Source organism: Bilophila sp. T19-St14 (assembly GCF_059728385.1).
Map to the genome: position 1 here is coordinate 3091122 of NZ_BAAGFT010000001.1, position 22915 is coordinate 3114036.

17 protein-coding genes are annotated in these 22915 nt (G+C 57.4%); 16 read left to right on the forward strand and 1 reads right to left on the reverse strand.

Features of this window, described 5'->3' with window-relative positions; genetic code table 11:
• Window positions 1–2: 2 nt before the first annotated feature.
• The 15 genes from AC6I1V_RS13010 to AC6I1V_RS13080 all read left to right on the forward strand — a co-directional run bounded on the left by AC6I1V_RS13010 (window position 3) and on the right by AC6I1V_RS13080 (window position 17410).
• The gene (locus AC6I1V_RS13010; RefSeq protein ID WP_303237283.1) at window positions 3–764 is read left to right on the forward strand and encodes a thioesterase II family protein; all 762 of its coding nucleotides are present in this window, start codon (window positions 3–5) and stop codon (window positions 762–764) included.
• A 53-nt stretch (window positions 765–817) separates the two neighbouring features.
• Window positions 818–2188, forward strand: coding sequence for a crotonyl-CoA carboxylase/reductase (gene ccrA / locus AC6I1V_RS13015; protein WP_308770492.1), 1371 nt, complete (start codon window positions 818–820; stop codon window positions 2186–2188).
• A gap of 122 nt (window positions 2189–2310) precedes the next feature.
• Window positions 2311–3105, forward strand: a complete 795-nt coding sequence (locus tag AC6I1V_RS13020) for an outer membrane lipoprotein-sorting protein (protein ID WP_302551543.1) — start codon at window positions 2311–2313, stop codon at window positions 3103–3105.
• 4 nt (window positions 3106–3109) lie between these two features.
• On the forward strand, window positions 3110–4438 hold the full coding sequence (locus tag AC6I1V_RS13025; protein ID WP_486853536.1) for a DUF1302 family protein: 1329 nt from the start codon (window positions 3110–3112) through the stop codon (window positions 4436–4438).
• A 42-nt stretch (window positions 4439–4480) separates the two neighbouring features.
• A complete protein-coding gene (locus AC6I1V_RS13030; RefSeq protein WP_308770490.1) occupies window positions 4481–6817 on the forward strand; it encodes an efflux RND transporter permease subunit in 2337 nt (778 codons plus the stop codon).
• A 57-nt stretch (window positions 6818–6874) separates the two neighbouring features.
• Entirely contained in the window at window positions 6875–7219 is a 345-nt protein-coding gene (locus tag AC6I1V_RS13035; RefSeq protein WP_302551546.1) for an acyl carrier protein, read from the forward strand.
• Window positions 7212–8960 (forward strand): ABC transporter ATP-binding protein, encoded by a 1749-nt coding sequence (locus tag AC6I1V_RS13040; protein WP_497737056.1) that lies wholly within the window; start codon window positions 7212–7214, stop codon window positions 8958–8960. The genes AC6I1V_RS13035 and AC6I1V_RS13040 overlap by 8 nt, the downstream gene beginning before the upstream one ends.
• Window positions 8953–10692 (forward strand): ABC transporter ATP-binding protein, encoded by a 1740-nt coding sequence (locus AC6I1V_RS13045; protein ID WP_302551548.1) that lies wholly within the window; start codon window positions 8953–8955, stop codon window positions 10690–10692. Before AC6I1V_RS13040 ends, AC6I1V_RS13045 begins: the two co-directional genes overlap by 8 nt.
• A gap of 135 nt (window positions 10693–10827) precedes the next feature.
• Window positions 10828–11679, forward strand: coding sequence for a helix-turn-helix domain-containing protein (locus tag AC6I1V_RS13050; protein WP_497737057.1), 852 nt, complete (start codon window positions 10828–10830; stop codon window positions 11677–11679).
• A 268-nt stretch (window positions 11680–11947) separates the two neighbouring features.
• Window positions 11948–14059 carry a TonB-dependent receptor gene (locus tag AC6I1V_RS13055; RefSeq protein WP_497737058.1) on the forward strand — a complete coding sequence of 704 codons (2112 nt, stop codon included), beginning with the start codon at window positions 11948–11950 and terminating at the stop codon, window positions 14057–14059.
• 137 nt (window positions 14060–14196) lie between these two features.
• The gene (locus AC6I1V_RS13060) at window positions 14197–14883 is read left to right on the forward strand and encodes a MotA/TolQ/ExbB proton channel family protein (protein ID WP_302551551.1); all 687 of its coding nucleotides are present in this window, start codon (window positions 14197–14199) and stop codon (window positions 14881–14883) included.
• A gap of 1 nt (window position 14884) precedes the next feature.
• Window positions 14885–15343: a protein TolR gene (gene tolR / locus AC6I1V_RS13065; RefSeq protein ID WP_337431001.1), complete on the forward strand. Its 459-nt coding sequence runs from the start codon at window positions 14885–14887 to the stop codon at window positions 15341–15343.
• Between the two features lie 2 nt (window positions 15344–15345).
• Entirely contained in the window at window positions 15346–16074 is a 729-nt protein-coding gene (locus AC6I1V_RS13070; protein ID WP_486853540.1) for an energy transducer TonB, read from the forward strand.
• 210 nt (window positions 16075–16284) lie between these two features.
• Window positions 16285–16596, forward strand: a complete 312-nt coding sequence (locus AC6I1V_RS13075; protein ID WP_486853539.1) for a hypothetical protein — start codon at window positions 16285–16287, stop codon at window positions 16594–16596.
• Between the two features lie 592 nt (window positions 16597–17188).
• Window positions 17189–17410, forward strand: a complete 222-nt coding sequence (locus AC6I1V_RS13080) for a hypothetical protein (RefSeq protein WP_497737059.1) — start codon at window positions 17189–17191, stop codon at window positions 17408–17410.
• 359 nt (window positions 17411–17769) lie between these two features.
• Here the strand turns inward: AC6I1V_RS13080 and AC6I1V_RS13085 are convergent, their stop codons facing one another.
• On the reverse strand, window positions 17770–20907 hold the full coding sequence (locus AC6I1V_RS13085; RefSeq protein ID WP_497737060.1) for a sigma-54 interaction domain-containing protein: 3138 nt from the start codon (window positions 20905–20907) through the stop codon (window positions 17770–17772).
• A gap of 317 nt (window positions 20908–21224) precedes the next feature.
• Between AC6I1V_RS13085 and AC6I1V_RS13090 the strand changes: the two genes are divergently transcribed.
• On the forward strand, window positions 21225–22838 hold the full coding sequence (locus AC6I1V_RS13090; RefSeq protein ID WP_497737061.1) for an amidohydrolase: 1614 nt from the start codon (window positions 21225–21227) through the stop codon (window positions 22836–22838).
• Window positions 22839–22915: the final 77 nt, after the last annotated feature.

Below are 22915 nucleotides of genomic sequence, written 5' to 3' on the forward strand. Positions count from 1 at the left end.
ACGTGTCGGACAACGTACGGCGGCAGTCCCGCTGGATTCGTTTTGAAAACGTCGCGGCGGATGAACAGGTGCGCCTCTTCTGCTTTCCGTACGCGGGAGGCGGGGCTTCCTCATTCCTTCCGTGGAAGCCCCTGCTCCCCGATTACATAAGCCTGTTCCCCGTGCAGCTCCCCGGCCATGAGGAACGCTACGGGGAACAGGCCGTGACGGACATAGATGAGCTGTGCAAACGGCTCGCCGAGGCTCTGTGCCCCTATTTCACGCCGAAGACGGCGTTCTTCGGGCACAGCATGGGAGGGCTTTTGGCCTTCCGGCTGGCGCTGCATCTCGTGCGGGAAGGGATGGCGGCCCCGGTGCATCTGTTCATCTCGGCGGCTCCGACGCCCATCCCGCCGGAGGAGCTGCCCCCGGAGGCCGTCGGTGACGAGGCCTTCCTCAACAGGGTGCTCCAGTCGAACGCCGTTCCCGAATCGATCCTCCTCGACGCGGACAGCCTGGAGGTGGTGAAGCGGACGCTCCTTCAGGATCACGCTTTGCTGCTCACCATGATCGACGGTACGCGGGAGGCGCTGGACATTCCCATTTCCGTGTTCGCGGGGGAGAAGGACATCCTCGTCCCCCTCGATCGTGTCCGGCTCTGGAGGCTGTTCACGACGGGCGTGTGCAGCATGGCGACCTATCCCGGCGGGCATTTTTATCTGCGGAAGTGGCGCGGAGAGGTGATCGGGCAAATTGCCCAGTCCCTTCTGATGTACGCCCTTTGATAGGGGCGTCCCCTTTGTTTTGAGGCGATATGACCCTTCAACAGGATTTGACGATGAAACCAGAATTGAAGCACATCCTCGACCTTGCGGAGTCGGAGCGCAGCGTTCCAGACGACTTCGCCAATGCCCCCCTGCCCGATGCGATGCGGGCGCTGACCGTCCATCGCGATGAAACGGGCTTGTTTCAGGGCCTGAGCTTTACGGAGAAGGATCCGCGCCGCTCGCTGCATTTTGAAGAGGTGCCTCTCCCGGAAGTCGGCCCCCACGAGGTGCTTGTGGCCGTCATGGCCTCCGCCCTGAATTTCAACAACGTATGGTCGTCCCTGTTCGAGCCTTCCCCCGGCTTCAACTATATTGGGGAATACGCCAAATATTCCCCGGACAACGCCAAGCACAATTTGGATCACCATGTCCTCGGCACGGATGGGGCGGGGGTGATCGTGCGGACGGGTTCGGCCGTCACGCGCTGGAAACCCGGAGACAGGGTCATGATCTTCGGCCCCACATGCGACGTGGCTTCGCCGGAAGTCTTCGACGACGAGATCCGGGATCCCCATCTGATGGCCTACGGCTTCGAGACGAATTTCGGATCGTTCGCGGACTTCACGCTGGTGCGCGAGCATCAGCTTCTCCCCAAGCCGGAACACCTGACATGGGTTGAGGCCGCGTCCATGACCCTTGTGGCGACCACGACCTACCGCATGCTCGTTTCCAAGAACGGAGCCCAGATGATGCAGGGGGACAACGTGCTGATCTGGGGCGCGTCCGGCGGGCTCGGAACGTTCGCCATCCAGTTCGTGCTGAACGGCGGCGGCATCCCCATCGGCATCGTCTCCAATGAGGAGAAGGCCGAAATGGTACGGAAAATGGGGTGCGAACGCGTGATCGTGCTTCCGCGGACGCCCGGCGAGGAACGCTTCCTCGACGAGCGCGGGCGGACTAAGAATCGGCAGATACTGCGGCTGAAGGCGCAGATACGGAAGCTCACGGGCGGCGAAGACCCCGACATCGTCTTCGAGCATACGGGGCGTTCGACGTTCGCGGCGAGCGTGGCCATCGCCCGCGCCGGGGGCAAGGTCGTCACCTGCGGCTCCACGTCCGGCTATGACCATGTGTTCGACAACCGCTACCTGTGGCAGACCGTCAAGCACATCATCGGATCGCACGCCGCGAACTACTACGAGGCCGTGCAGACGGCGCGGCTCATCTGCAAGGGCTTCCTGTATCCCACGCTTTCGCGGGTGTTCCCGCTGCGGGACGGGGCTGAGGCCTTCCACATGCTCCATCAGGGCACGCATGTGGGGAAGCTCGGCTTCCTGAACATCGCACCGGAGGAGAACATGGGGATCCGCGACTACGCGCTGCGGGAACGCCTTGGCGAATCACGGATCAATATGTTCCGGCAGGAACGGAAAACCGCCTGATATGAAATTCTTTTTGGCCTATATTTGATATTGAAATTCAAATTCAATAATAGTACGTTTTGTCGCTGTCGGAGGGCCACAGAGTGGGCCCCATGTCACAGAGCAAACGCAAAGGAGTAGACATGGATCGTATTTTGAGGGGCCTGTTGGCCCTGCTGGCCATGTGCGGCGTCTTGTCCGCCGTTCCCGCCGTGGCTGAAGAGCTGACCGGAACGCAGGTCATCAGCATGATGCGCGAGCGGCCTGACGGCAACGACCGGCAGGGGACGCTGACCATGACCCTGGTCAACAGGCGCGGCTCCCAGCGCGTCCGCGTCCTCGAACAGGTTGCGAAGGACTACGGGATGGATCGGAAATCCCTCATCACGTTCCGCAGCCCCGCGGACGTGGAGGGAACGCGCTTCCTTTCATGGACTTACGACGAGCCCGGCAAGGACGACGACAAATGGCTGTACGTGCCCTCCATGAAGAAGGTGCGCCGGATCAGCGGGGCGGCGAACAACGATTTCTTCATGGGCAGCGACTTCACATACGACGACATCGACATGGGCCGGCGCAACATCAGCAAGGATACCCATACCCTGCTGGGCGAGGAGAAGCACGGGGAGTACGATTGCTGGAAGGTCGAGTCCATTCCCGTGGACAAGGACGATCCGGTGGTTCGCAGGGTCGTGTGGATCGACAAGAAGACCCTCCTTGTGGTGCATCTGGAATACTATGAAAAGAAGGGGCTTACCCGCGTGTACGACGTGCTGAAGCTGCAGGAGCAGCAGGGGTTCTGGTCGGTGCAGAGCGCGCAGATGAACAATATCGCCGACGAGCACAAGACGCTCATGGAATTCGGCCCGTTCACCTATGATCAGGGGCTGGAGGATTCGCTCTTCCAAGTGGCGGTTCTGCAGCGAGGATCGCGTTAGTTCCATGTCCGGCAAACGCTTTTTCGTCTGGCTGCTGCTGGCGGCCTTCTGCCTGCCCTGCCGCGCCCATGCGGGCGGGCAGGGCGCCGGAATGGAGGCGTGGAGCCGTCTCGAAGAGCGGGAGGCCGAGCCCACGGCGGCGGATAAGGTCATGGGCTTTTGGAGCGAACGCATCGACGTGACGGGCTGGATCGAACTGTTGCAGTCCGTGCGCACCCATGCTCCGCACGATGAGGTGACGTCCCGGGCGCACGGGCGTCTGGAAATGAAGGGGGATTTCAACTGGCTGTACGGCTTCCTTTCCATGGACGCCGAAAAGAACTGGACGATCCCGTCAGAGGACGGTTTCTCCGTGCGCGAGGCATGGCTTGAGCATGTGGGCGACGGCTGGGATCTCCGGCTGGGCAGGCAGCTCATCATCTGGGGCAAGGCCGACGGCGTGCGCATCACCGACAACATCTGCCCCACGGACTTCACCGAGTACCTGAACCGGGAAATTGATGAAATGCGCATCCCGGTTACGGCGGCGAAGCTGCGCATCATGAGCGATACGCTGATTACGGAGCTGATCTGGATACCCGAATTCAAGCCCGCCAAGCTGGCATCGGGGGACAATCCATGGGCCGTGGACTACACCGCCGCATTTCCCATGCCCGTGCGCTGGAGGGGGGCCAAGGAGCCGTCTTCCTATTCGCTGAAGGACAGCGAGTTCGCCGCTAAGGTGTCTTCCTACATGGCGGGGTTCGACGTATCCCTTTCCGCCTTTTACACGTGGGACGACAACGCCGCCAATTATTATTCGATGCGGGCGGGGGATACGGGCATGGAGATGGTTTTGGAGCCTGAGTACCACCGGATCATGATTTACGGCCTTGATTTCGCCAAGCCGTGGTCGGACTTCGTGTTCCGGGGCGAGGCGGCGTACTTTCAGGGGCGCCGCCTTTCCGTGGACGACGGGCAGCCCGCGAAGCACGACGTCCTCAAGTCCCTGCTTGGGGTGGACTGGTCACCCGGCGGGAACTGGACGATCACGGCGCAGGTGCTCGACGACTGGGTCGTGGACTACAGGCGGAACCTCACCTGCGAGGAACACACCCCGCAGGCGACGCTGAACGTGTCCAAGACCTTCTTCAACGAGCTGCTGACCGTTTCCGACATGATCTACTACTCGATGAACGATGGGGAATACTTCAACCGCCTCCAGTTTTCCTATGAGCTGGGGGAAGGGCTGGAACTGACCGTGGGCTGGGACAAGTTTCAGGGGGACGACGGCTCATACGGCGTCTACAAGCGCAATTCCCAAGTGTGGGGAAAGATACGCTACAGTTTCTAAAGAGGCCGCTCCGCGTGGCGATGCGACCGCAGCGAGGATTCTATGCTGAACATTGAGGCAATCAACGAGCGTTTTGTGGGCCTGAGCAAGGCCATCCTGAAACGCAGAAACCTGTTTCTCGTGCTCATGGTTCTGGTTCTGGCGTTCTCCGTGTACGGCCTGAAGCAGTTGAAGACAGACACGGACGACTCCCACTACTTTGACGAGGGTGACGCCCTGCTGGTCGCCAAGGACTATATGGCGTCCATTTTCGGGAACGACAACTTCTGCGCCGTATTGGTGGAGACGGACAATGTCTTTACCCCCAAGGTGCTGAAAGGCATCCGGGAAATGGGCAAGGAGCTGCTTGACGGCGTGCCCTATGCCGACGACGTGGTTTCCGTCACCGACATGGAATTCACGCAGGGCACGGAAGAGGGGCTCGACGTTTCCGACATCGTTCCCTCCGTGATCCCCGAATCGCCGGAGGCGCTGGAAAAAATCCGCAGCGCCATCATGGCCAAGCCTTCCCTGAAGGATCGCCTCGTCTCGGAAGACGGGCGCTACGCGTGGATCATGCTGCGCCTGAAAAACATCCCCGACGGGACGGTGGACGAGCACGGCGAGTTCATCGAAATGGTCATCGGCCGGAAGGTGAACGAAATCGCCGGACAGGAAAAATACGCCTACATGCATCCCCAGACGACCGGCTGGCCGGTCATCAATCTGGAGAAGCGCAACTTCATGGCCAAGGAGATGCCGCGCCTGATCGGGCTGTCGCTGCTCTTCGTCGCGGTTGTGCTCACCATCGTCCTGCGCAGCGTGCGCGGCGTCGTCTTCCCGCTGTTTCTGGGAGGGGCTGGGCTGACCATCGTCCTCGGCATGCAGGGGCTGCTCGGCATCAGCACCGACCCGATGGTCATGTTGATGCCCATCTTCCTCAGCCTGTCCATGGCGATATGCTACTCGCTGTACTTCATCAACTTTTTCAGATGGGAGTTCCAGCGGACGGGGCTGCGGCGCTGGTCGCTGGAACATGCGACCGGCGAAACGGGCTGGCCCATCTTCTTCAGCGCGTTTACCACGGCGGTTTCGCTGCTGTCGTTCTGCTTCGTGAACCTCCGGCCCATCCGCTGGGTGGGGGCCACGTCAGCCATCCTGACCATGCTGCTGTATGTGCTGACCATCGTGCTGCTGCCGGTTCTTCTTTCCTACGGCAAGGACAAGCCCGCCGTGGAGCGGGAGAGGAAGGACGGCTGGCTGGACGCGCTCATGAAGCGCATGGGCAACCGGGTGCTGGACTATCCGAAGAGCATCTTCGCCGTTGCCGCGCTGGCGGTCATCGCGTCCGTCATCGGCCTGTTTAGGGTCGAGGTGGCCTTCGACCTGCGCCGTTCCTTCGGCACGGAGGTGCCCTACGTCGACCGCATCTGCCGCATCAGCGAAACGCCCCTCGGTTCGCTGTACTCTTTCGGCGTCGGGATAGAGTTCCCGAACGAGGATGAGGCCCGTCTGCCGGAAAACCTCAAGAAGCTTGAGACGCTGACCGAACGCATCAAGGAGTTCCCGCTGACCAAGAAGGTGCACAGCGTCCTCGACGTGGTCAAGGATCTCAATCTGGTGCTCAACGCCAACGATCCCGCGTATTACGCCATCCCCGACAGCCGGGAGCAGATAGCGCAGATTTTGCTGCTGTACGAGAACGCCGGAGGCACGGAAGCCGAACGCTGGGTAGACTACGAGTACAAGCGGCTGCGCATCATGATCGAAATCGACGACTACAATTCGGGCGAGGCCGTGCGGGAGCTCAACGCCATCAAGGAGTGGGGGGCCGAGCTGTTCCCCGACGCCAAGGTTATCCTGACCGGCACGCTGTGCCAGTTCACGCAGATTCAGGACTACGTCAGCTGGGGGCAGGTGCAGTCGGTCTTTACGTCGATGCTCACCATCTCCCTGATCATGGCCCTGGCCTTCGCCAGCCTGCGGATCGGGCTGATCGCCATGATCCCCAACCTGCTCCCGGCGTTCTTCGTATGCGCCATCATGGGTTTCTTCAACATCCCGCTCGACATGATGACGGTGACGGTCATTCCCATGCTGCTCGGGCTGGCGGTGGACGACACCATCCATTTCATCAACCATTGCCAGCTTGAGTTCATCCGCACGGGCAACTACCGCGAGAGCGTGCGGCGCACCTTCCTGAGCACCGGGAAGGCCATGCTGCTGACCTCGTGCATCCTGAGCCTCAGCTTTGTGGCTTACATCTTCTCCAAAATGGTCATCTTCGTGCATATGGGCGTTCTGGTGGCCATAGGCGTCATCGTCGCGGTCCTGTGCGACTATTTCATCACCCCCAACCTGATCGTTCGCCTGAAGGTGTTCGGCGAAGAGAAGCAGTGAGGACGCCGCATCCGTGCGGGCGCGGCGTCCGCACGGATCGGCAAAGGAGGCGGAAGCATGTCTATTGCAAGGCGGTTGAACGAAATCGTCGCGGCCCAATTCAAGGTTCCGGTTGAATCCATTCGGCCGGACACCGATTTTCATTCCGATCTGGAGGCGGATGCGCTCGATATGCCCGAACTGGCTATGGAAGTGGAAGAGGCGTTCGACATCATGCTCGACGACAGGAGCGTCGATGCCCTGCGGACTGTCCGCGACCTGCAGGACTACGTAGAGCGGAGCCTTGAGGAGAAGCGGCTTTTTTCGGCATCGGCATCGGCCGCCGTCTATCTTCTCGCCGCGAGGGCCCGTTATAACGCCGTGGCCCCGATGGCCGCGCGGCTTGGAGGTTCCCATGAGTAATGGAATGCGGACACTGTGCGGGCTCCCCAACAAGGCGAACCGCAGGCGGCTGCTGGTCGCCGGGGGGCTTGCCGTCCTTTCGGCCCTGTGCAGCCTGCTGCCGATGCTGGGGCTGTATGTGATTTTGGACGCGCTGCTTTCCGCTCCCCGGAATGTTTCCCGGGCCTATGCCGGGGCCGGGCTGGCCGTCATGGGGATTTTCCTTCAGGTGGTGTTCCACTTCCTGTCGACGCGGCTCTCGCATTTGACGGCCTTCGAGACGCTCCACGCGATCCGCAGCGACCTGCTGCGGAAGCTCTCCCGCGTCCCGCAGGGGTTCCTTGACGAAAACTCGGCGGGCAAGCTGAAAAGCCGGATTTTCGACGATGTGGAAAAGCTCGAAATGTTTTACGGGCACCATTACCCGGAAATCATCGGCAACCTCATCGTCCCGCTCAGCATGATCATAATCGTCCTATGCATGGACTGGCGCGTGGGCCTCGTCATGCTGCTGCCCATCGTCATCTATATGATGTGCCTCGGCATCATGGGCAAGCTGGCCATGAAGAACTTTCCCATCATGGAGGCCGCCACGCAGAAGCTGAACAGCAGCCTTGTGGAGTACGTCCACGGGATGAAGGAAATCCGCATCTTCGCTGCCGAAGGGAAGTCGTGGTCGCGCTTCGAGGAGTCCGCCGAAAGCTATTGCGGCTTCATGACCCAATGGTTCGCGGAATGCCGCCATTCGATGACGGTCAACTCCGTGATCATGGGTTCCGGGGTCGTCTTCGTCTTTCCGGCGGTGGGCTACTTGTACGCCGCCGGGAGCATTGATGCGCCTTCGATGCTGTTTTACGTGTTCGCGTCCCTGTGCTACGCCACTCCGCTGACCAAGATCGGGCGTTACGGCGACGAGATGAACATCTGCATGCAGATCGCCGGGCGCATCGCCTCATTGCTCGACATGGACGAACTGCCGCAGGAAGGCGCCCCCGCCGTGCCCGATCGGTTTGACGTCGTTTTCGACGGCGTTTCGTTCGGTTACGGCGACAAGAAGGTCTTTGAAGGGCTTTCCTTCACCGCCGAGGCGGGCAAGGTGACCGCGCTGGTCGGGCCTTCAGGCGGCGGCAAGAGCACCATAGCCAAGCTGATCGCCCGGTTCTGGGACGTGCAGGGCGGCAGCATCCGCATCGGCGGCGTGGACATCCGTTCCATGACGGCGGAACAGCTCGCCTCGACCATCGCCTTTGTGACCCAGAACAATACGGTCTTTGAGCAGAGCGTGCTCGACAACATCCGTCTGGGCAAGCCGGACGCCACCTTCGAGGAAGTGACGGAGGCGGCGAAGGCCGCGCGCTGCCACGACTTCATCATGTCGCTCCCGCAGGGCTATGAAACCATGCTCGGTTGCGGGTGCTCCCTTTCGGGCGGCGAACGCCAGCGCATCGCCATTGCGCGGGCGCTGCTGAAGAACGCCCCCGTGCTCATTTTGGACGAGGCCACGGCGTATTGCGATCCCGACAATGAGGACGAGCTGCAAAAGGCGCTTTCCGCACTGGCGCGGGGCAAGACCGTGGTGGTGATCGCCCATCGGCTGCGGAGCATTGCGGACGCGGATACGATTCTGGTGATCCGGGACGGCGAACTGGCGGCTTCCGGCAGCCATGCCGGGCTGCTCGCCGCGTCTCCCGTCTATCGGAAGATGTGGGAAGCCTTTGAGCGTTCCGAAAACTGGCTTGCAGGAGGCGCGGAACATGATTGAGATGATTCGCCGTATCTTCGTGCTGGCGGGGGACAGGCGGAAGACGCTGCTCACCGCGGTGGTGCTGAATATCCTTCAGAACTGCTGCACGGGCGGCATGTACCTGTTCGTCATGGCGGCGATCGTCAGCCTTGTGGACGGAACCTTCGGCATGGGCACGCTGCTGCAATGCAGCCTGTGCATGGCGGGGCTCCTCGTGCTGCGCTACGCCCTTGAATATCAGGTGACCAGGCTTCAGGCCGCCGCCGGGTACGAAATCATGCGGGACGTGCGGATCAGGGAGAGCGGGCGGCTGGTCAAGCTGCCGCTGGGCGCTTTTCAGGCGGAACGGCTGGGGGGCCTGACCTCGATTTTCACGAACGACATGAGCTTCGTGGAGATGCGCTGCATGGCCACCGCCGCGAACTTCATCGCGGGCATGACATCCGTGGCCTGCCTTTCCATCATCATGCTCTTCATGGATTTCCGGCTGGCGATCATCGCGATGGTCGGGTTTGTCCCGGCGTGGTTCGTGTACAACTCGACGAAGCGGGCCTTCAAAACCGCCGGGGAAAAGCGGCAGGAAATGGAGCAGGGCCTCATCGGTGCGGTTTTGGAATACGTTTCGGGCATGGAGACGATCCGCTCCTACCGGATGGGCGAGCATGTCTTCAAGGAGATATCGGGCCATCTGGAACGGTACCGGGATGCTGCCGCAGCGTACGAACTCAAGGCCATGCGGCCGATGGTGCTGTATCAGCTCTTTATCCGAATCGGGATGGGGCTGATCTTCCTGTGCGGCCTGATCTTCTACCTGAACGGGCTGATCTCGCTGCCGGTCTTCCTGTTCTTCGCCATCATCAGCGGCACCTATTACCAGCCGGTGGAGGCGCTTCTCGGCGAGTTCGGCATCTTGAACATCATCTCGCTGAGCCTCGACCATATCGAAAGCCTGCATTCCCTGCCGGTGATGGCGGACGAGGGCCGCTCCAAGCCCGGAGAAGGCGGCCCCGGCATGGAGCTGGCCACCTTCGCCTACAAGGACGGGCAGGCGCCCGCCGTCGATGGCGTGACCGCCGAGTTCCGCCCCGGCACGCTGACGGCGGTGGTGGGCCACTCAGGGAGCGGCAAGACCACGCTTCTCATGCTGCTGGCCCGGTTCTGGGACGTGCAGGGCGGCGCGGTGTCGCTGGGCGGGATCGACGTCCGGGACATCCCGCAGAAGGATTTGATGGCCGCGTTTTCCGTGGTGTTTCAGGACGTGTACCTGTTCGCGGGCACCATCAGGGAAAACATCCGCATGGGGAGGCCGGACGCGTCGCCCGAAGCGATCATCGAAGCGGCGAAGGCCGCCGGATGCCATGACTTCATCATGGCCTTGCCGGAAGGGTACGACACCCTTGTGGGCGAGGGCGGGTGCACGCTGTCCGGGGGGGAACGGCAGCGCGTGTCCATCGCGCGGGCCATTTTGAAGGATGCCTCGGTCGTCCTGCTCGACGAGGCGTTTTCGAGCGTCGACCCTGAAAACGCATGGGCCATCCAGCAGGGGCTTTCCGTGCTGACCCGCCGCAAGACGGTCATCATGGTGGCGCATACGCTGAACCATATCCGCCATGCCGATCAGATCCTTGTCATGGATGCGGGCAAGCCCGTCGAGCGGGGGACGCACGACGCGCTGCTGGCGAAGGGCGGCCTGTACAGGCAGCTTTGGGAAAGGGAATCCTCCGTCAAGTCGTGGAAGCTGACGGCGTAGGCGCCAAAAGGCATAACCGGGCGACTGCGGCCCGGCATCTGGGGAGGGATGCCGGGCCGGCCGGAGAAAACGGATATTCGAGGTAACGAATTCAGCAATATTGATAATAAAATTCTTTTTCAAATTAGGCGAACTATGTCCACTGTTACGACGATTCTGGATGGGAACAATCGTTTTGGCATCAACATCGCAATCGTAAAACCGGGCCTCGAACCGCTGACGTTGTACGAGCCCGAAAAGCTCAATGAGCATGTCGGGTTCGGCTATGTGATCGAAGGGGAGCTGTCCGCCGATACGGAGTCGCGTTCCGAACGGTTTCCGCAGCATACGACCTGCGTTTTCGGAGGAGAGATGGGGTATTGCGTCAGAGGGTGCCGCCATTGCCCCACATGCTTTCTCGGCCTGACCGTTTCGCACATGAATGTGCTCGGCCTGCTCGACAACGAGAAGATCACGCTCAACCGCAAGGCCAAGTGCCTGCTGAGGAAAAAGCCCGAACCCTTCCTGTATGCGGCCCCGGCCAGCGTGACGGCCCAATTGCTTTCGGGACAGATACTGAGCTGCCCGTTCAAGGGGCCCATGCGCCAGACGTATCTGGAGCTGAAGGGGATGGAGCTGACCCTCGAATACCTGTCCCTGTATTTCGTCCAGAACGAATGCTGCTGCGAGGCGTGCACCCTTCACAGCAAGGTCGCCCGTGCGTGGCAGATGATGCGCGACAACCTTGAGCAGCCTTTCTCCATCAGCCAGCTCGCCAAGTCCGTCGGCATGAGCGAGAGCAGCCTCAAGAGGACGTTCCGATCCATGTATGGGGCTTCGATCTTTTCGTCGTTCCAACGGCACCGGATGAGCGAGGCCCGCAAACTGCTTGAGGAAAGCAAGTACAACGTGGCCGAAGTGGCCTACCGGGTCGGCTATGCGAATCCCAGCCATTTCAGCCGGGCCTTCTCGCGCTATTTCGGCGTTCCTCCCAAGGAGTGCCGCTAGGGGAGGGCCGCCGCGCGGCATGAAACGCCCGGTCGTGATCCCGCCCCACTTCTTCCACCGGGAGGGCCGCCGCGCGGCGTGAAACGCCTCCGGCGCGACGGCTGAAAACCGCGGCCCCGTGAGGCGCTCTTTTGATGCGCCCATACCGGGGCCGGGCTCTCTGGAAAGGAATGGCCCGATAGGGTCTGTTTTTGGCCCGTTCAGGTACTGTATTGCGTGGAATCCTACCCTACTGTGCTTGTATATTTTCGTTTGAGGAGTTGACATCATGGCAAGAAAGAAGAGGAAAGTGGTTGCAACCGCCCTGTGCGGCCTGTGCATGGCGGCGGGGTGCTGGGCAGGCGGGGCGCAGGCTGACGATGAGCTCGTGCTGCCCGAGGTTACCGTTACGGCGAACAAGGTCAGGGAGGATCTGCAAAAGGTTCCTTCCAGCGTTTCCGTCATGAACGAGGACGAAGTACGCGAGTCGGGGGTGAGCACGCTCGGCGATCTTTCCTCGCGCATCCCGAACCTGACGATCCCCACCGGCGGCCTTTCCATCATGCAGTTCCCCACGCTTCGGGGGTCGGCGTCCATCGCCCACAGCTATGTTCCGTCCGTCATCACCTATATTGATGACGTCCCGCTGACGAACACCTCCGGGTACGATGCGCAGCTCTACAACATCGAGTCCATCGAAGTGCTGCGCGGGCCGCAGGGGACGCTGTACGGCCGCAACGCCAGCGGCGGCGTCATCAAGATCACGACCAAGAAGCCCTCCAATGATCCGCACGGCGAGATTGGGTTTGAGTACGGCAACAAACAGCACGTCAAGACGACGGTGGCCCTGTCCGGCCCGGTTGTGAAGGACGTTCTGTTCGCGAACGGTTCCTTCCAGTTCTTCTCGCAGCGCGGCGAGGTCATGAACGACTATAACGGGCAGTACATCGACGACAAGAAGAACTACACCGGGCGGTTGGGTTTCCGCCTGACGCCCACGGACGATCTGGACATCAATTTTCAGGTGGGCATGACGAAGTACGATGAGGGCACGTTCGGCATGTATTCGCCCAATTCGTTCTCGCAGTACGAGGCGATGATGCCCGGCATGACGCAGGGCATGTTTGAGGCTGCCGGCGGCACGACGCAGAAACGGCACGTCAATTCCAACGATCCCGGCTTCAACAAGTCGGCCCACAACGAGCAGGCCCTGAGCGTCAAATACGACATTTCCCCCAACTGGACGTTTACCTCCGTCACGACGCGCAGCGAATACGACATCGACTTTGACATCGACTACGACTTCACGCCGAACCTCATGGGGTCTATGTTCGGCATGGAAAACCGCAATAAGAGCGGATTCTACGATTTTGGGCAGGAATTCCGGCTCGCCTACGACAAGGACGGCATGAATGCGGTGGTGGGGCTGGCCTACGCCAATACGGATCGCCGCATTTGGTATGACTATTATGTAGGGGGAGTGCCGAAGGCTGATGCGCGTGACATCACCAATTCCTATGCCCTGTTCGGCCAAGTGAAGCTGCCCTTCGCGGAACGCTGGGCGCTGACGCTCGGCGGGCGCTTCGACTACTACAACACGACCACCCATTCCGATTTGGTAAACGGGGATGGTGCTACGAGTTACCGCGGCAGCGACTCGTGGACGAACTTCTCCCCCAAGGTGGCCCTTGAATACGCGCTCACTGACAAGAACATGGTCTACGCCAGCTTCTCCGAAGGCTACAAAGCTGGCGGTTTCGATTCGGCCTACGCCACGTCGGGGCACGAGAAGTATGACGAGGAACACGTCTATGCCTTTGAAATCGGCTCCAAGAACCTTTTCCTGCAAGATCGCCTTCGCCTGAATGCAGCCTTGTTCGCGAACAAGTACAACGGGATGCAGGTTGAAATGTATGTGGCCGGAGGAACGAGCGGCTTCATCCAGAACGCCGGCAACCCGTGGGCTCTTGGCGCCGAAGTCGAAGCCACGTACGCCCTCCTGCCGAATCTGGAACTTTTCGCTTCCGCCGGGTACACCCATTTGCGCTTCGATAACATCGTCGATGAATTCTACGGCGATCTCAACAACAACCACGTTCCGTACGTCCCCGAATGGACGTACAGCGCGGGCCTTTCCTATCGCCACGAGTCCGGTTTCTATACCCGCTGGGACGTGACCGGCGCGACCAAGGCCTATCTGAACACGGACAACAGCGGGCACATCCCGTCCCATACGCTGGTGAACGCCCGTATCGGCTATGAAATCGGCGACTTCGACATCTATGGATACGTCAACAACATGTTTGACAAGCGGTATGACTACGTCGGGAGCTTCGGCGGGGCCTATTGGGTCGCGACCGAGGGCATCGGCTTCGGCGGCGGCGTAACCTACCGGTTCTGATTTCCCATGTGATTCCAGAGAAAAGGCGGCGTGCCGGAAGGCGTGCTGCCTTTTTCTCTCCATTGTTTCCGCCGGATTCCGCAGTCGTTCGGAATCGCCCCGGCCCCAAACGGCATTTCCAGAAAGGGAGTCTTGTTGTGGACACGATAATCCACGCCATTTTGCAGGCATCCATTGTTTCTAAGGCTGTTCTCGCCCTGCTGCTGCTCATGTCTGTGGTCAGTTGGGCCTATATGTTGGGCAAATGGGTTTGCCTGCGGACGGCGCAGAAGGATGTCGCGCGCGGCCTAGAGACGATTGACGCCGACGATCTTATGTCGGCCCTCCCCGCGCTGGAGCGGAACGCCCGTTCCCCCCTGTTCGGGATTACCCGGAGAGGCGTGCGGGAGTTCAACCGCATTAACAGGACGGGAGACGCCGAGAAGCTCCTCAACGACAATGTGCGCCGCGCCCTGCATTTCGGCATAGCCGAGGAGATGGGCAGCCTGAAGTCGTCCCTCGCCCTGCTTGCGACCGCCGCTAACACGGCCCCGTTCATCGGCTTGTTCGGTACGGTGTGGGGGATCATGTATTCGTTCCAGGCCATCGCCAGGATGAAAAGCGTCTCGCTGGCGACGGTGGCCCCCGGCATAGCCGAGGCGCTCATCGCCACGGCCGTGGGCCTGTTCGTGGCCATTCCTGCAACATGCGGCTACAACGTCTTCCGCGCGAAGCTGACGGCCATTGAAAGCCAGTGCATCACGTTCGCGGGGCAGCTTCTCAACAGGATGCAGCACGAGGCGGGCAGCCACCCGGACGGCCTGCCGTTCGCCGGAGGGAAGTAGCATGGCGGGCGTCTCGACATCCGACGATTTTGTTTCCGAAATCAACGTCACGCCGTTCGTGGACGTGATGCTCGTCCTGCTGATCATTTTCATGGTGACGGCCCCCATGATGACCGAGGGGCTGGACGTCGAACTGCCCAAGGTCGAAGCCTCGGAGACGCTGCCCACGGAAAATGATCACGTCATGCTGACCATCAAGGATAACGGGGCCGTGTTCTTGGACGAGTACGAAACGACCCTGCCGGACTTGCCTTCGGTTCTTGAAACCAATGTGCGCCTCCCGCAGCGGCAACTGTTCGTCCGCGCGGATCAGAACGTCCCTTACGGCATCGTGATGAGCGTCATGGGCAAGATACGCAAGGCGGGCATCAAGGACGTGGGGTTGGTGACGCTCTCTGCCGAAGGGCAGCCGGAGCCCGAAGGGGCGCCTCTCCCACTGGCGGCGGGGAAGGGCGAGTGATCATGCGGCATGCCGTCCGTACCTCCACCTTTTTGTTTTCGGTAGGTTTTCACGCCGCGCTTTTCGGAGGGCTGTACTGCTTTTCGGCTCAAGGGGACACGGTGCCGGAAGAACAGGTCTACCATGTTGCGTTGGCGGAACTGGCTGTTCCCGCTCCTGCTCCCGCCGCCGAGCCGGTGCCGCCCCCAGCCTCCGAGCCGGAACCCGTGCCGCCCACCCCCGAACCGGAGGTAAAGCCGGAGCCTAAAAAGGAACCGCCCAAAACGCCCAAGATCAGCCCGCGCAAGAAAAAGGAAACGGCTGCGCCCCGGAAGGCCAAAACGCCCCCGCCTCCCCCCGCCGCACCGAGGCCAGCCGCCCTGCCGCAGGCCGTCTCGGAGGCCCCGGCTTCAGGACACGCATCGGGAACGCCCCGTCCCAGCCGCATAGGTGGGCTCATGGCCTACGAAACGGATGACGTCGATCAACGTCCGTCCGTGGTCAAAAACGCACGGGTCGAATACCCGCGGAAAGCAAGGCGGCTTGGCCTTTCAGGAAGGGTCGTCGTCCAGCTTGTCGTCGATACGGAGGGAAAGCCCCAGTCCTGCAAGATCAGGAGCGCGGAGCCCACCGGTCACTTTGAGGAGGCCGCGCTCTCCGCCGCCCGCGGCATGCGGTTCATTCCGGGGAAAATACAGGGGCGTCCCGTCAATACTGTGGTGTTGATTCCGTTTAATTTTTCGCTCAGATGATGGCTTTATGAGGGCCCAGAGAATTTGCATAGTCAAAGCTCTCTTTATGTTTTTTATATCTAGGTCGTGTCGCCAATTAGATGTAATCTATTGAAACTATGTAACTATCTTTCAAGCTGCAAAAGATTGTTTTTAATAATTTAAAATAATTATATGCAAGATGACGACACGGCCTAAAGATATATTTTGCTTTTGGCTGTATCATAGAAAATGGCTGATGCTTTTTCCTTGAAACTCCAAAGGAATAACCGGAAAAATGCCTTAGCTGTGGATCCAGCCAAGGGGAAAATTAGAAAGAAGCTATATTTTTCATCGCACTGTGGAGATGAAACAACCGTATACTATAAGAGTCTTGCTTTTTCATACGGTATCGGAAATGCCGGGCCTTTAGTTTATGAGGCCTCCTATGGGATGAAATCATGGCCTGTGCATGAACATTGCACCCAGTGGGTAAAAGGCTCGGCAGCCTTTGCTGAAGAATACGAGGCTGTCGAGGAACAGGGCCTATTGCTGGCCCGGTAAATGCCGTAATGCCCTTGAAGTATTTTCTTTACCACAGTTACAGATGTTTTTCGGTATGATAGGAATAAACAGGGGACAGCCGCAGAACTGATCGTGGATGCCGTTGCTCTTAACCACCTGAACGGCCCCAATTCCGTAATTAGATGATTTATGAAGGATAGATAATCTGTGTATTGTGATAGCGTTTTTTTGTCGGACATATATCGGCCTTTGATTGTTTGGTTACAGATAATTCTGTAGATTTTACACAGTAATACTAGAAAACTAGTGTGGTTAAGGAGGGGACTATTCAAGCACCAAAAGGCGCTTTTCCGTAAACAGATGACCTGAAAAAGGTAAAATAAGACTCTGTCATAGGATATGGTTGTTTCATCTCCTCAGTATGGTAAAAATATAGCCTATTGAAAAAAAGGAATAGGAATAACTAGGTGAAAATTGGGCTATATTTCGTAAAAATGGCGGAGGAAGGCCGTCAAACAGCTTTTGAAGGCGTTTGAGGAGTACAAAATGAAGAAATGCCGAAATTGACCGCAGACTGGGGAAAACAGGGGAAAAATGGCTTCCGAAGGGGTGTTTTCAGGGCCTTCAAAATGTGAAAAATTATCGAGAAAAGGCGGAAAAAACAGCTGAAATTCCAAAATATTATGCCCTGTTTGCATTAATGTGGGAAAAGTATGAAAAAAGTCATGAAAAATCAGTGTGTTCCATTTTTATACATTTCAGCGTCAGGAGAGCACCTGTTCACGGAAAAACGTATGAGCGCCAAGAGCCGGAGGGGAGAACGCCCTTCTTTAAAATTTCTTTTTCTTCTTGAATGAGAGTTTATAGATTTATTTATAGATATGCCTATGACTGAAACTCGGTTTACCTGTTCGGAAGTGGGTAGAAAGCATCTTCTCCCCATAGGGGCGTTTCGGAGCGCTGAAAGGGGGAAAATGGAACAATCTGGATTTATTCAGTTATTTTCCAGGCGTTCCCACAATGGAAAAAATCCGTGGAAAATTGGATGGTTACTCTGTGCAGGATGGGCGGGCCATTCCCACAGAGCGGAAGCCTGGAAAACTCTTTCCCACAATAAAGGAGAAGGGCATAGTCCCATCCCGGCGTTAGGAGAAAGCCCGCTTCGGTTCATGTTTGACCGGAGCGGGCGAAAGATGTTGAGGAGAGTTGTTTTCAGGGATTATTTTTTCTTGTCGGGCGAATGCCGTACTTTCTAAGCTTGGCGTAGAGCGTTGTCTGTTTCATATTCAGAAGTGCTGCAGCCCCTTTATCGCCAAGTACGTGGCCTTGGGTTTGTTCCATAACATAGCGCAGATAATGTTCTTCCAGTTTGTCCACTGTAGGCAGGGATGCAAAAATGTCGTTGACAGGGGGTTCTGTGTTTTGAGTTTGTTGCTTCCGTGTTGTCGGGAAATCGAAATGCATAACACCACCTTGCTCGCAAAGGATGACCGCCCGTTCGAGTACGTTTTTAAGTTCCCGGATATTTCCGGGCCAATCGTATTCATAAAGGAGGCGCTGCTGCGCTTCGGTTAGTGGATGGGGAGTTTTGCCGTAGCGGCGACTGAAGTAGTCTATAAAGGCTGCGGCAAGCGGCATGATATCCTGCCGGCGTTCGCGCAGGGCGGGAATTTTCAATGGAACGACTGAAATTCGGTACAGCAGGTCTTCCCGAAAACGGCCCTCCCTGACCTCTTGCCACAAGTCTCGATTCGTTGCGGCGACCAAACGGAAATGCGAGTAAATTTCCTGTGTTCCGCCGACGCGCATAAAACGGCGTTCCTGCAATACCCGCAACAATTTGGTTTGAATCAGGGGCGATATTTCACCAATCTCATCAATGAAGAGGGTTCCCTGATCAGCCAGTTCGAAGAGCCCGATTTTCTGTTTCGCCGCACCGGTAAACGCGCCGCGTTCGTAACCGAAGAATTCGCTCTCAAATAATGTTTCCGGCATGCTGGCGGGGTGTACGGCAATGAATGGGCCGGGGCATTCGCTGAGCTGATGCACCTGCCGAGCCATAACTTCTTTGCCTACGCCGGTTTCCCCCCAGAGTAGGATAGGGATGTCCGTGGCGCTGACGCGACGGGCCCCCTGCATGATGTCGTTCAGTCCGTCCCCGATTATAAGGCGCATCTCATTGTCTTCCTGTGATGAGACTATAGTCTTGAACCGGGCACACTGATTGCTGATTTCTTTGTCCCTGACCGATTCGATTCTCAGACAGGAACGCAATTCAGCGGCGAAGAGCCTTGCAATATCCTGTATCTCGAAATGGGTCAGTTTTCTGAACAGCCCTTCCGTAAAAGTGTTATTCAGGTAGATGGCCCAAGGGTAGGCTCTGCCGATATCTAATAACAGGCACAGGCCGAACTGTTGGTGAATACATGACGAACAGTATTTCTCCCGTACCATTTCCCGTATCCATTTCAGGCAATGGCTCATCTGTTCGCTGCCCAGCTCAATTGATGTTAGGTTTACGGATCGCTCGTGGCGGATTTCACCTTTGTCGTCGGAGCTGAACAACGCTGCCTGTTCTGCTCTGAGTTCGGTCAGCGCGATTTTCACCAATGCGTAGTACATGTCGCCGAGCTGCTCCTGCACGGGAAAGTCGTGGAAGGACTTATGGCAGTGGGCGATGATTTCCCTTCCCAACTGTGGGCTGTTGCTTTGAAAATGGGCTTTGAGGAGCTGGCTTCGCGATACATGAGCGACAATATCTTTGGATGCGTTCAGACATAATACGCTGGCTAGGCGATAGCCGACGGATACGTCCAGTTTTTGTCCCGTGGCCTTGAACAGTTCATTGCGAAGCCTTTCAGCCTGATCATGCTGCCCCGCCAAATCGAAGGTATTGGCAAATTCATATTCCGTAAGGGCAATCTCCCTTGTATCAGCGGAAAAAAGCAATGATTTCAAGCTCTGATACAGCAAATCAAGAACCGTGTCCGGGGGGGCGCCCTGATCTCGTTCCCGTAATGCCTGAATGCGCAGCGCAGCGCCCTTGAGGTGGGTGCTGGCGCTGTGGATCAGCGTTTTTGTGAGTTTGTCGAGCTCATGCCCAGAAACCGGCGGATAGCCCTCCTGTTCGAAGACATACAGCATATCAAGGATGAGGGGATCATAAAAAGGTGATACTTCAAGCCCCATTGCAGCGGCTTGCCCGATTTCCCGATTAAAGAGGTGGTAGGAAGATTTGATGTTTCCTTCCAGATAATGGTGAAGAGCGAGCAGGCGGACACATAAGGAATTGAGTACGTAGTTGGAAGAATACTGTGAAGACAGAAGGAGTCGATTGATGCCTTCAAGCGCTTTTTCGGTATCCCGTTTACGCAATAACAGGAAACAGTGTTGTGCCAGATAGAATAGAGATACGGTGGTATCCCCTGATAGGGCTGTTGTTTTCTGGGCCGATTCGCTGATGCCCATCGCAAAGTGGTACAGCTTAAGATAGGTCGCAGCAAACAGGGTGTTGAGCGCCATTCCCTCGAACAGCCTTCTGTACCACCAGTGTGGTCGCTCAAGGCAGAGGCGGTAGGACTCAATGGTCTTTTGAAATTCGCCACGTATAAAGGAGAACGCTCCCACCAGCGCGGGTATGAGCTTGCTGAGGGCCGGTTCATTAATATTCTGCACACGCTCCAGTTCCTGGGCGATATTCCCGAGGGCATCCTCTTGGGGGTAACCGAGGAAAAGCTCCATGTAGAGCTGCTGAATATTGATGAATGGCTTGATCTGCTCGTTGCCGCTTGCTTCAGCGATGGCTTCAGCCAGAGGAGAAAGGGACAGAGAAAAACGGATTAGGCGTTGTGAAAACAGGGAGAGGCTTTGTACTACCAGCACGAGGTTGATGTATTTCCAGCTCTCAGAGCCTGAGTCGTCCTTGTGCCGCACTCCCCACTCCAAGAGGAACCGTATCGCCAGTTCCACATACAGCCCCATGCCGGGAGTCCATGCGTTATAGGAATCATCAAGGCCTTTAAGGACATACTCGCATTCATCAAGGCTGCACCCTTCGTGCAGGTATCCCATATAGCGCGTGATGTCACCTTGAGGGACGGAACGGCGTACAAGGAGGGACAAATCTTCAGCTTCGCGTGGCGGCAAGGGATCAGCTTCCCACAAAACTTCTTGAGAGTGAGCGGAAATGGACTGGCGCACTTTTCCCGTCTGCCGCAAAGGTTCCAGTACATTTCGTATGGCGGACTGAGGTGTTCCGGCTAATATCGCTAGATCCTGTTCGGAACGGGGGCGACGCGAAATATCCAGCGCCAGCAGGAGAAAAGCCTGTTGTTTAGTGGGGGAAAACATGTGTGTCCTCCAATGGATTATCACGGCGGGTTATATCAGTGTTTTCATTTTTTTGCATTATTTCAAAAATCGACATAACATTTTTTCATTTTTTTGAAATAAGAGAACTGTAACATATGGGGTTTTATTTTATTAACTTAATAATAACAGTGTAGTAGAGAAAAAATAACGGTTTGGCATCAATATTGATCATTATATCACAAAGAGTGCGCACTCTGAAAAACCGATCGAGGAAATGGGCATCCTAATATGATGCATACTTTTGTTATGTATTATAAATGGTTGCGTCATCTGTAATCTGTTTTTTGGAGGTCAATATGGAATCGGCAACACGAGTCCTTTTCAATGGAACCATCCTGACGATGGACGCCTTCAATACTGTTGTTCCCGCCATCGCTTTCAAGGGTGAGCGCATTCTTGCCACGGGCGGCAATGATGAAATGTTGTCTCTTGCCGGGCCTGGTGCGGAAAGGACCGATCTCAACGGCGCGACAGTCATCCCCGGATTTTATGATGCGCATGGCCACTTCTTTATGAATGTGGAATTTCATGCCACTCGGGTGGACTTGAATTCTCCGCCTATTGGAGATTGCCGCACATTTGCCGATTGCCTCGAACGATTGAAGGAACGGGCTGCTGCGACGCCTCCGGGTGAGTGGGTACAGGGGTATGGCTTCGATGACACCATGATTGCTGAAAAACGGTTCCTCACCCGCCATGACTTGGATCAGGTCAGCACGGAGCATCCCATTGTGGTCAGCCATATTTCCGGGCACCTCGGTGTAGCCAATACGCTTGCTCTCAAGCTCGCAGGGGTTTCGAGGGAAACCCTCGATCCTGCCGGTGGGGTTATCAGGCGCGAGGCGGACGGCACCCCGAACGGCATTCTGGAAGAAACGGCAGTCATCAACCTTTATGGGCAGCTCCCCCAGCTCTCCTGCGAACGCCTTGTTGATGAAATCGAAAAGACTTGTGCCGACTACGCAGGCAAGGGTATTACCAACGCAATCGACGCCGGGGTGATGCACCAGAAATATTTCAAGGCTGTGCGCCTTGCCGCGAAACAGGATCGCCTTCCTATCCGGGTGACCTACAATCCTCTGTTCACCTTGTTTGATGAATCCGAAGAAGAAACCTTCCAGAGTTCCAAGGTTCACCGTGGCGGCGTCAAGCTTCTTCAGGACGGCTCTATCCAGTGTTTCACGGCATACATGTCCAAACCTTACTATACTCCGTTCAAGGGAGACCCGGAATGGCGGGGCTATCCCACCCATACCCGTGAGAAGCTGTTTGAGCTAATCGCCAAGTATCATAAGGCGGGGCATCAGATCGTCATCCACACCAATGGTGATGCAGCCTCTGAGGATGTTCTTGATGCCATTGAAGCCGCTCAGAAAGAACACCCCGTTGCCGATCCTCGCTTCCTCATGGTTCATGCCCAAAATGTCCGTGAAGATCAGCTTGACCGTTTCAAGAAGTTGGGTGTCACTCCCACTTTTTATACGCTGCACGTCTATTACTGGGGCGATCGCCATAAGGGCATCTTCCTCGGCCCCGAACGTGCGGCCCATCAGAACCCGATGCGTTCGGCCATTGAGCGCGGCATTGTGGCCACAGCCCATTGCGATGTGCCCGTCGTGCCGGTTGATCCTTTCCTGTCCATCTGGGCTTGCGTCAATCGCATAAGCGCCTCCGGCGAGGTTATTGGGCCGGAACAGCGCATTTCCGTAGTGGATGCCCTGCGCGCTCACACCATCAACCCTGCATGGCAGAACTTTGAGGAAAAGGACAAGGGCTCCCTCGAACCTGGCAAGTTCGCGGACCTCGCCGTGCTCGACACCAACCCGTTGGAATGTGCCCCTGAAAGGCTGCGTGACATCAAGGTCATGGAAACCATCGTCGGCGGCAAGACCATTTTCATACGCTCATAGCGTTCCGGAATAACCACTTAGGCATGCCGGGCGGAAGCATCCGCCCGGTCTCTAAAGTCATATCTTTTTGTGGAGTG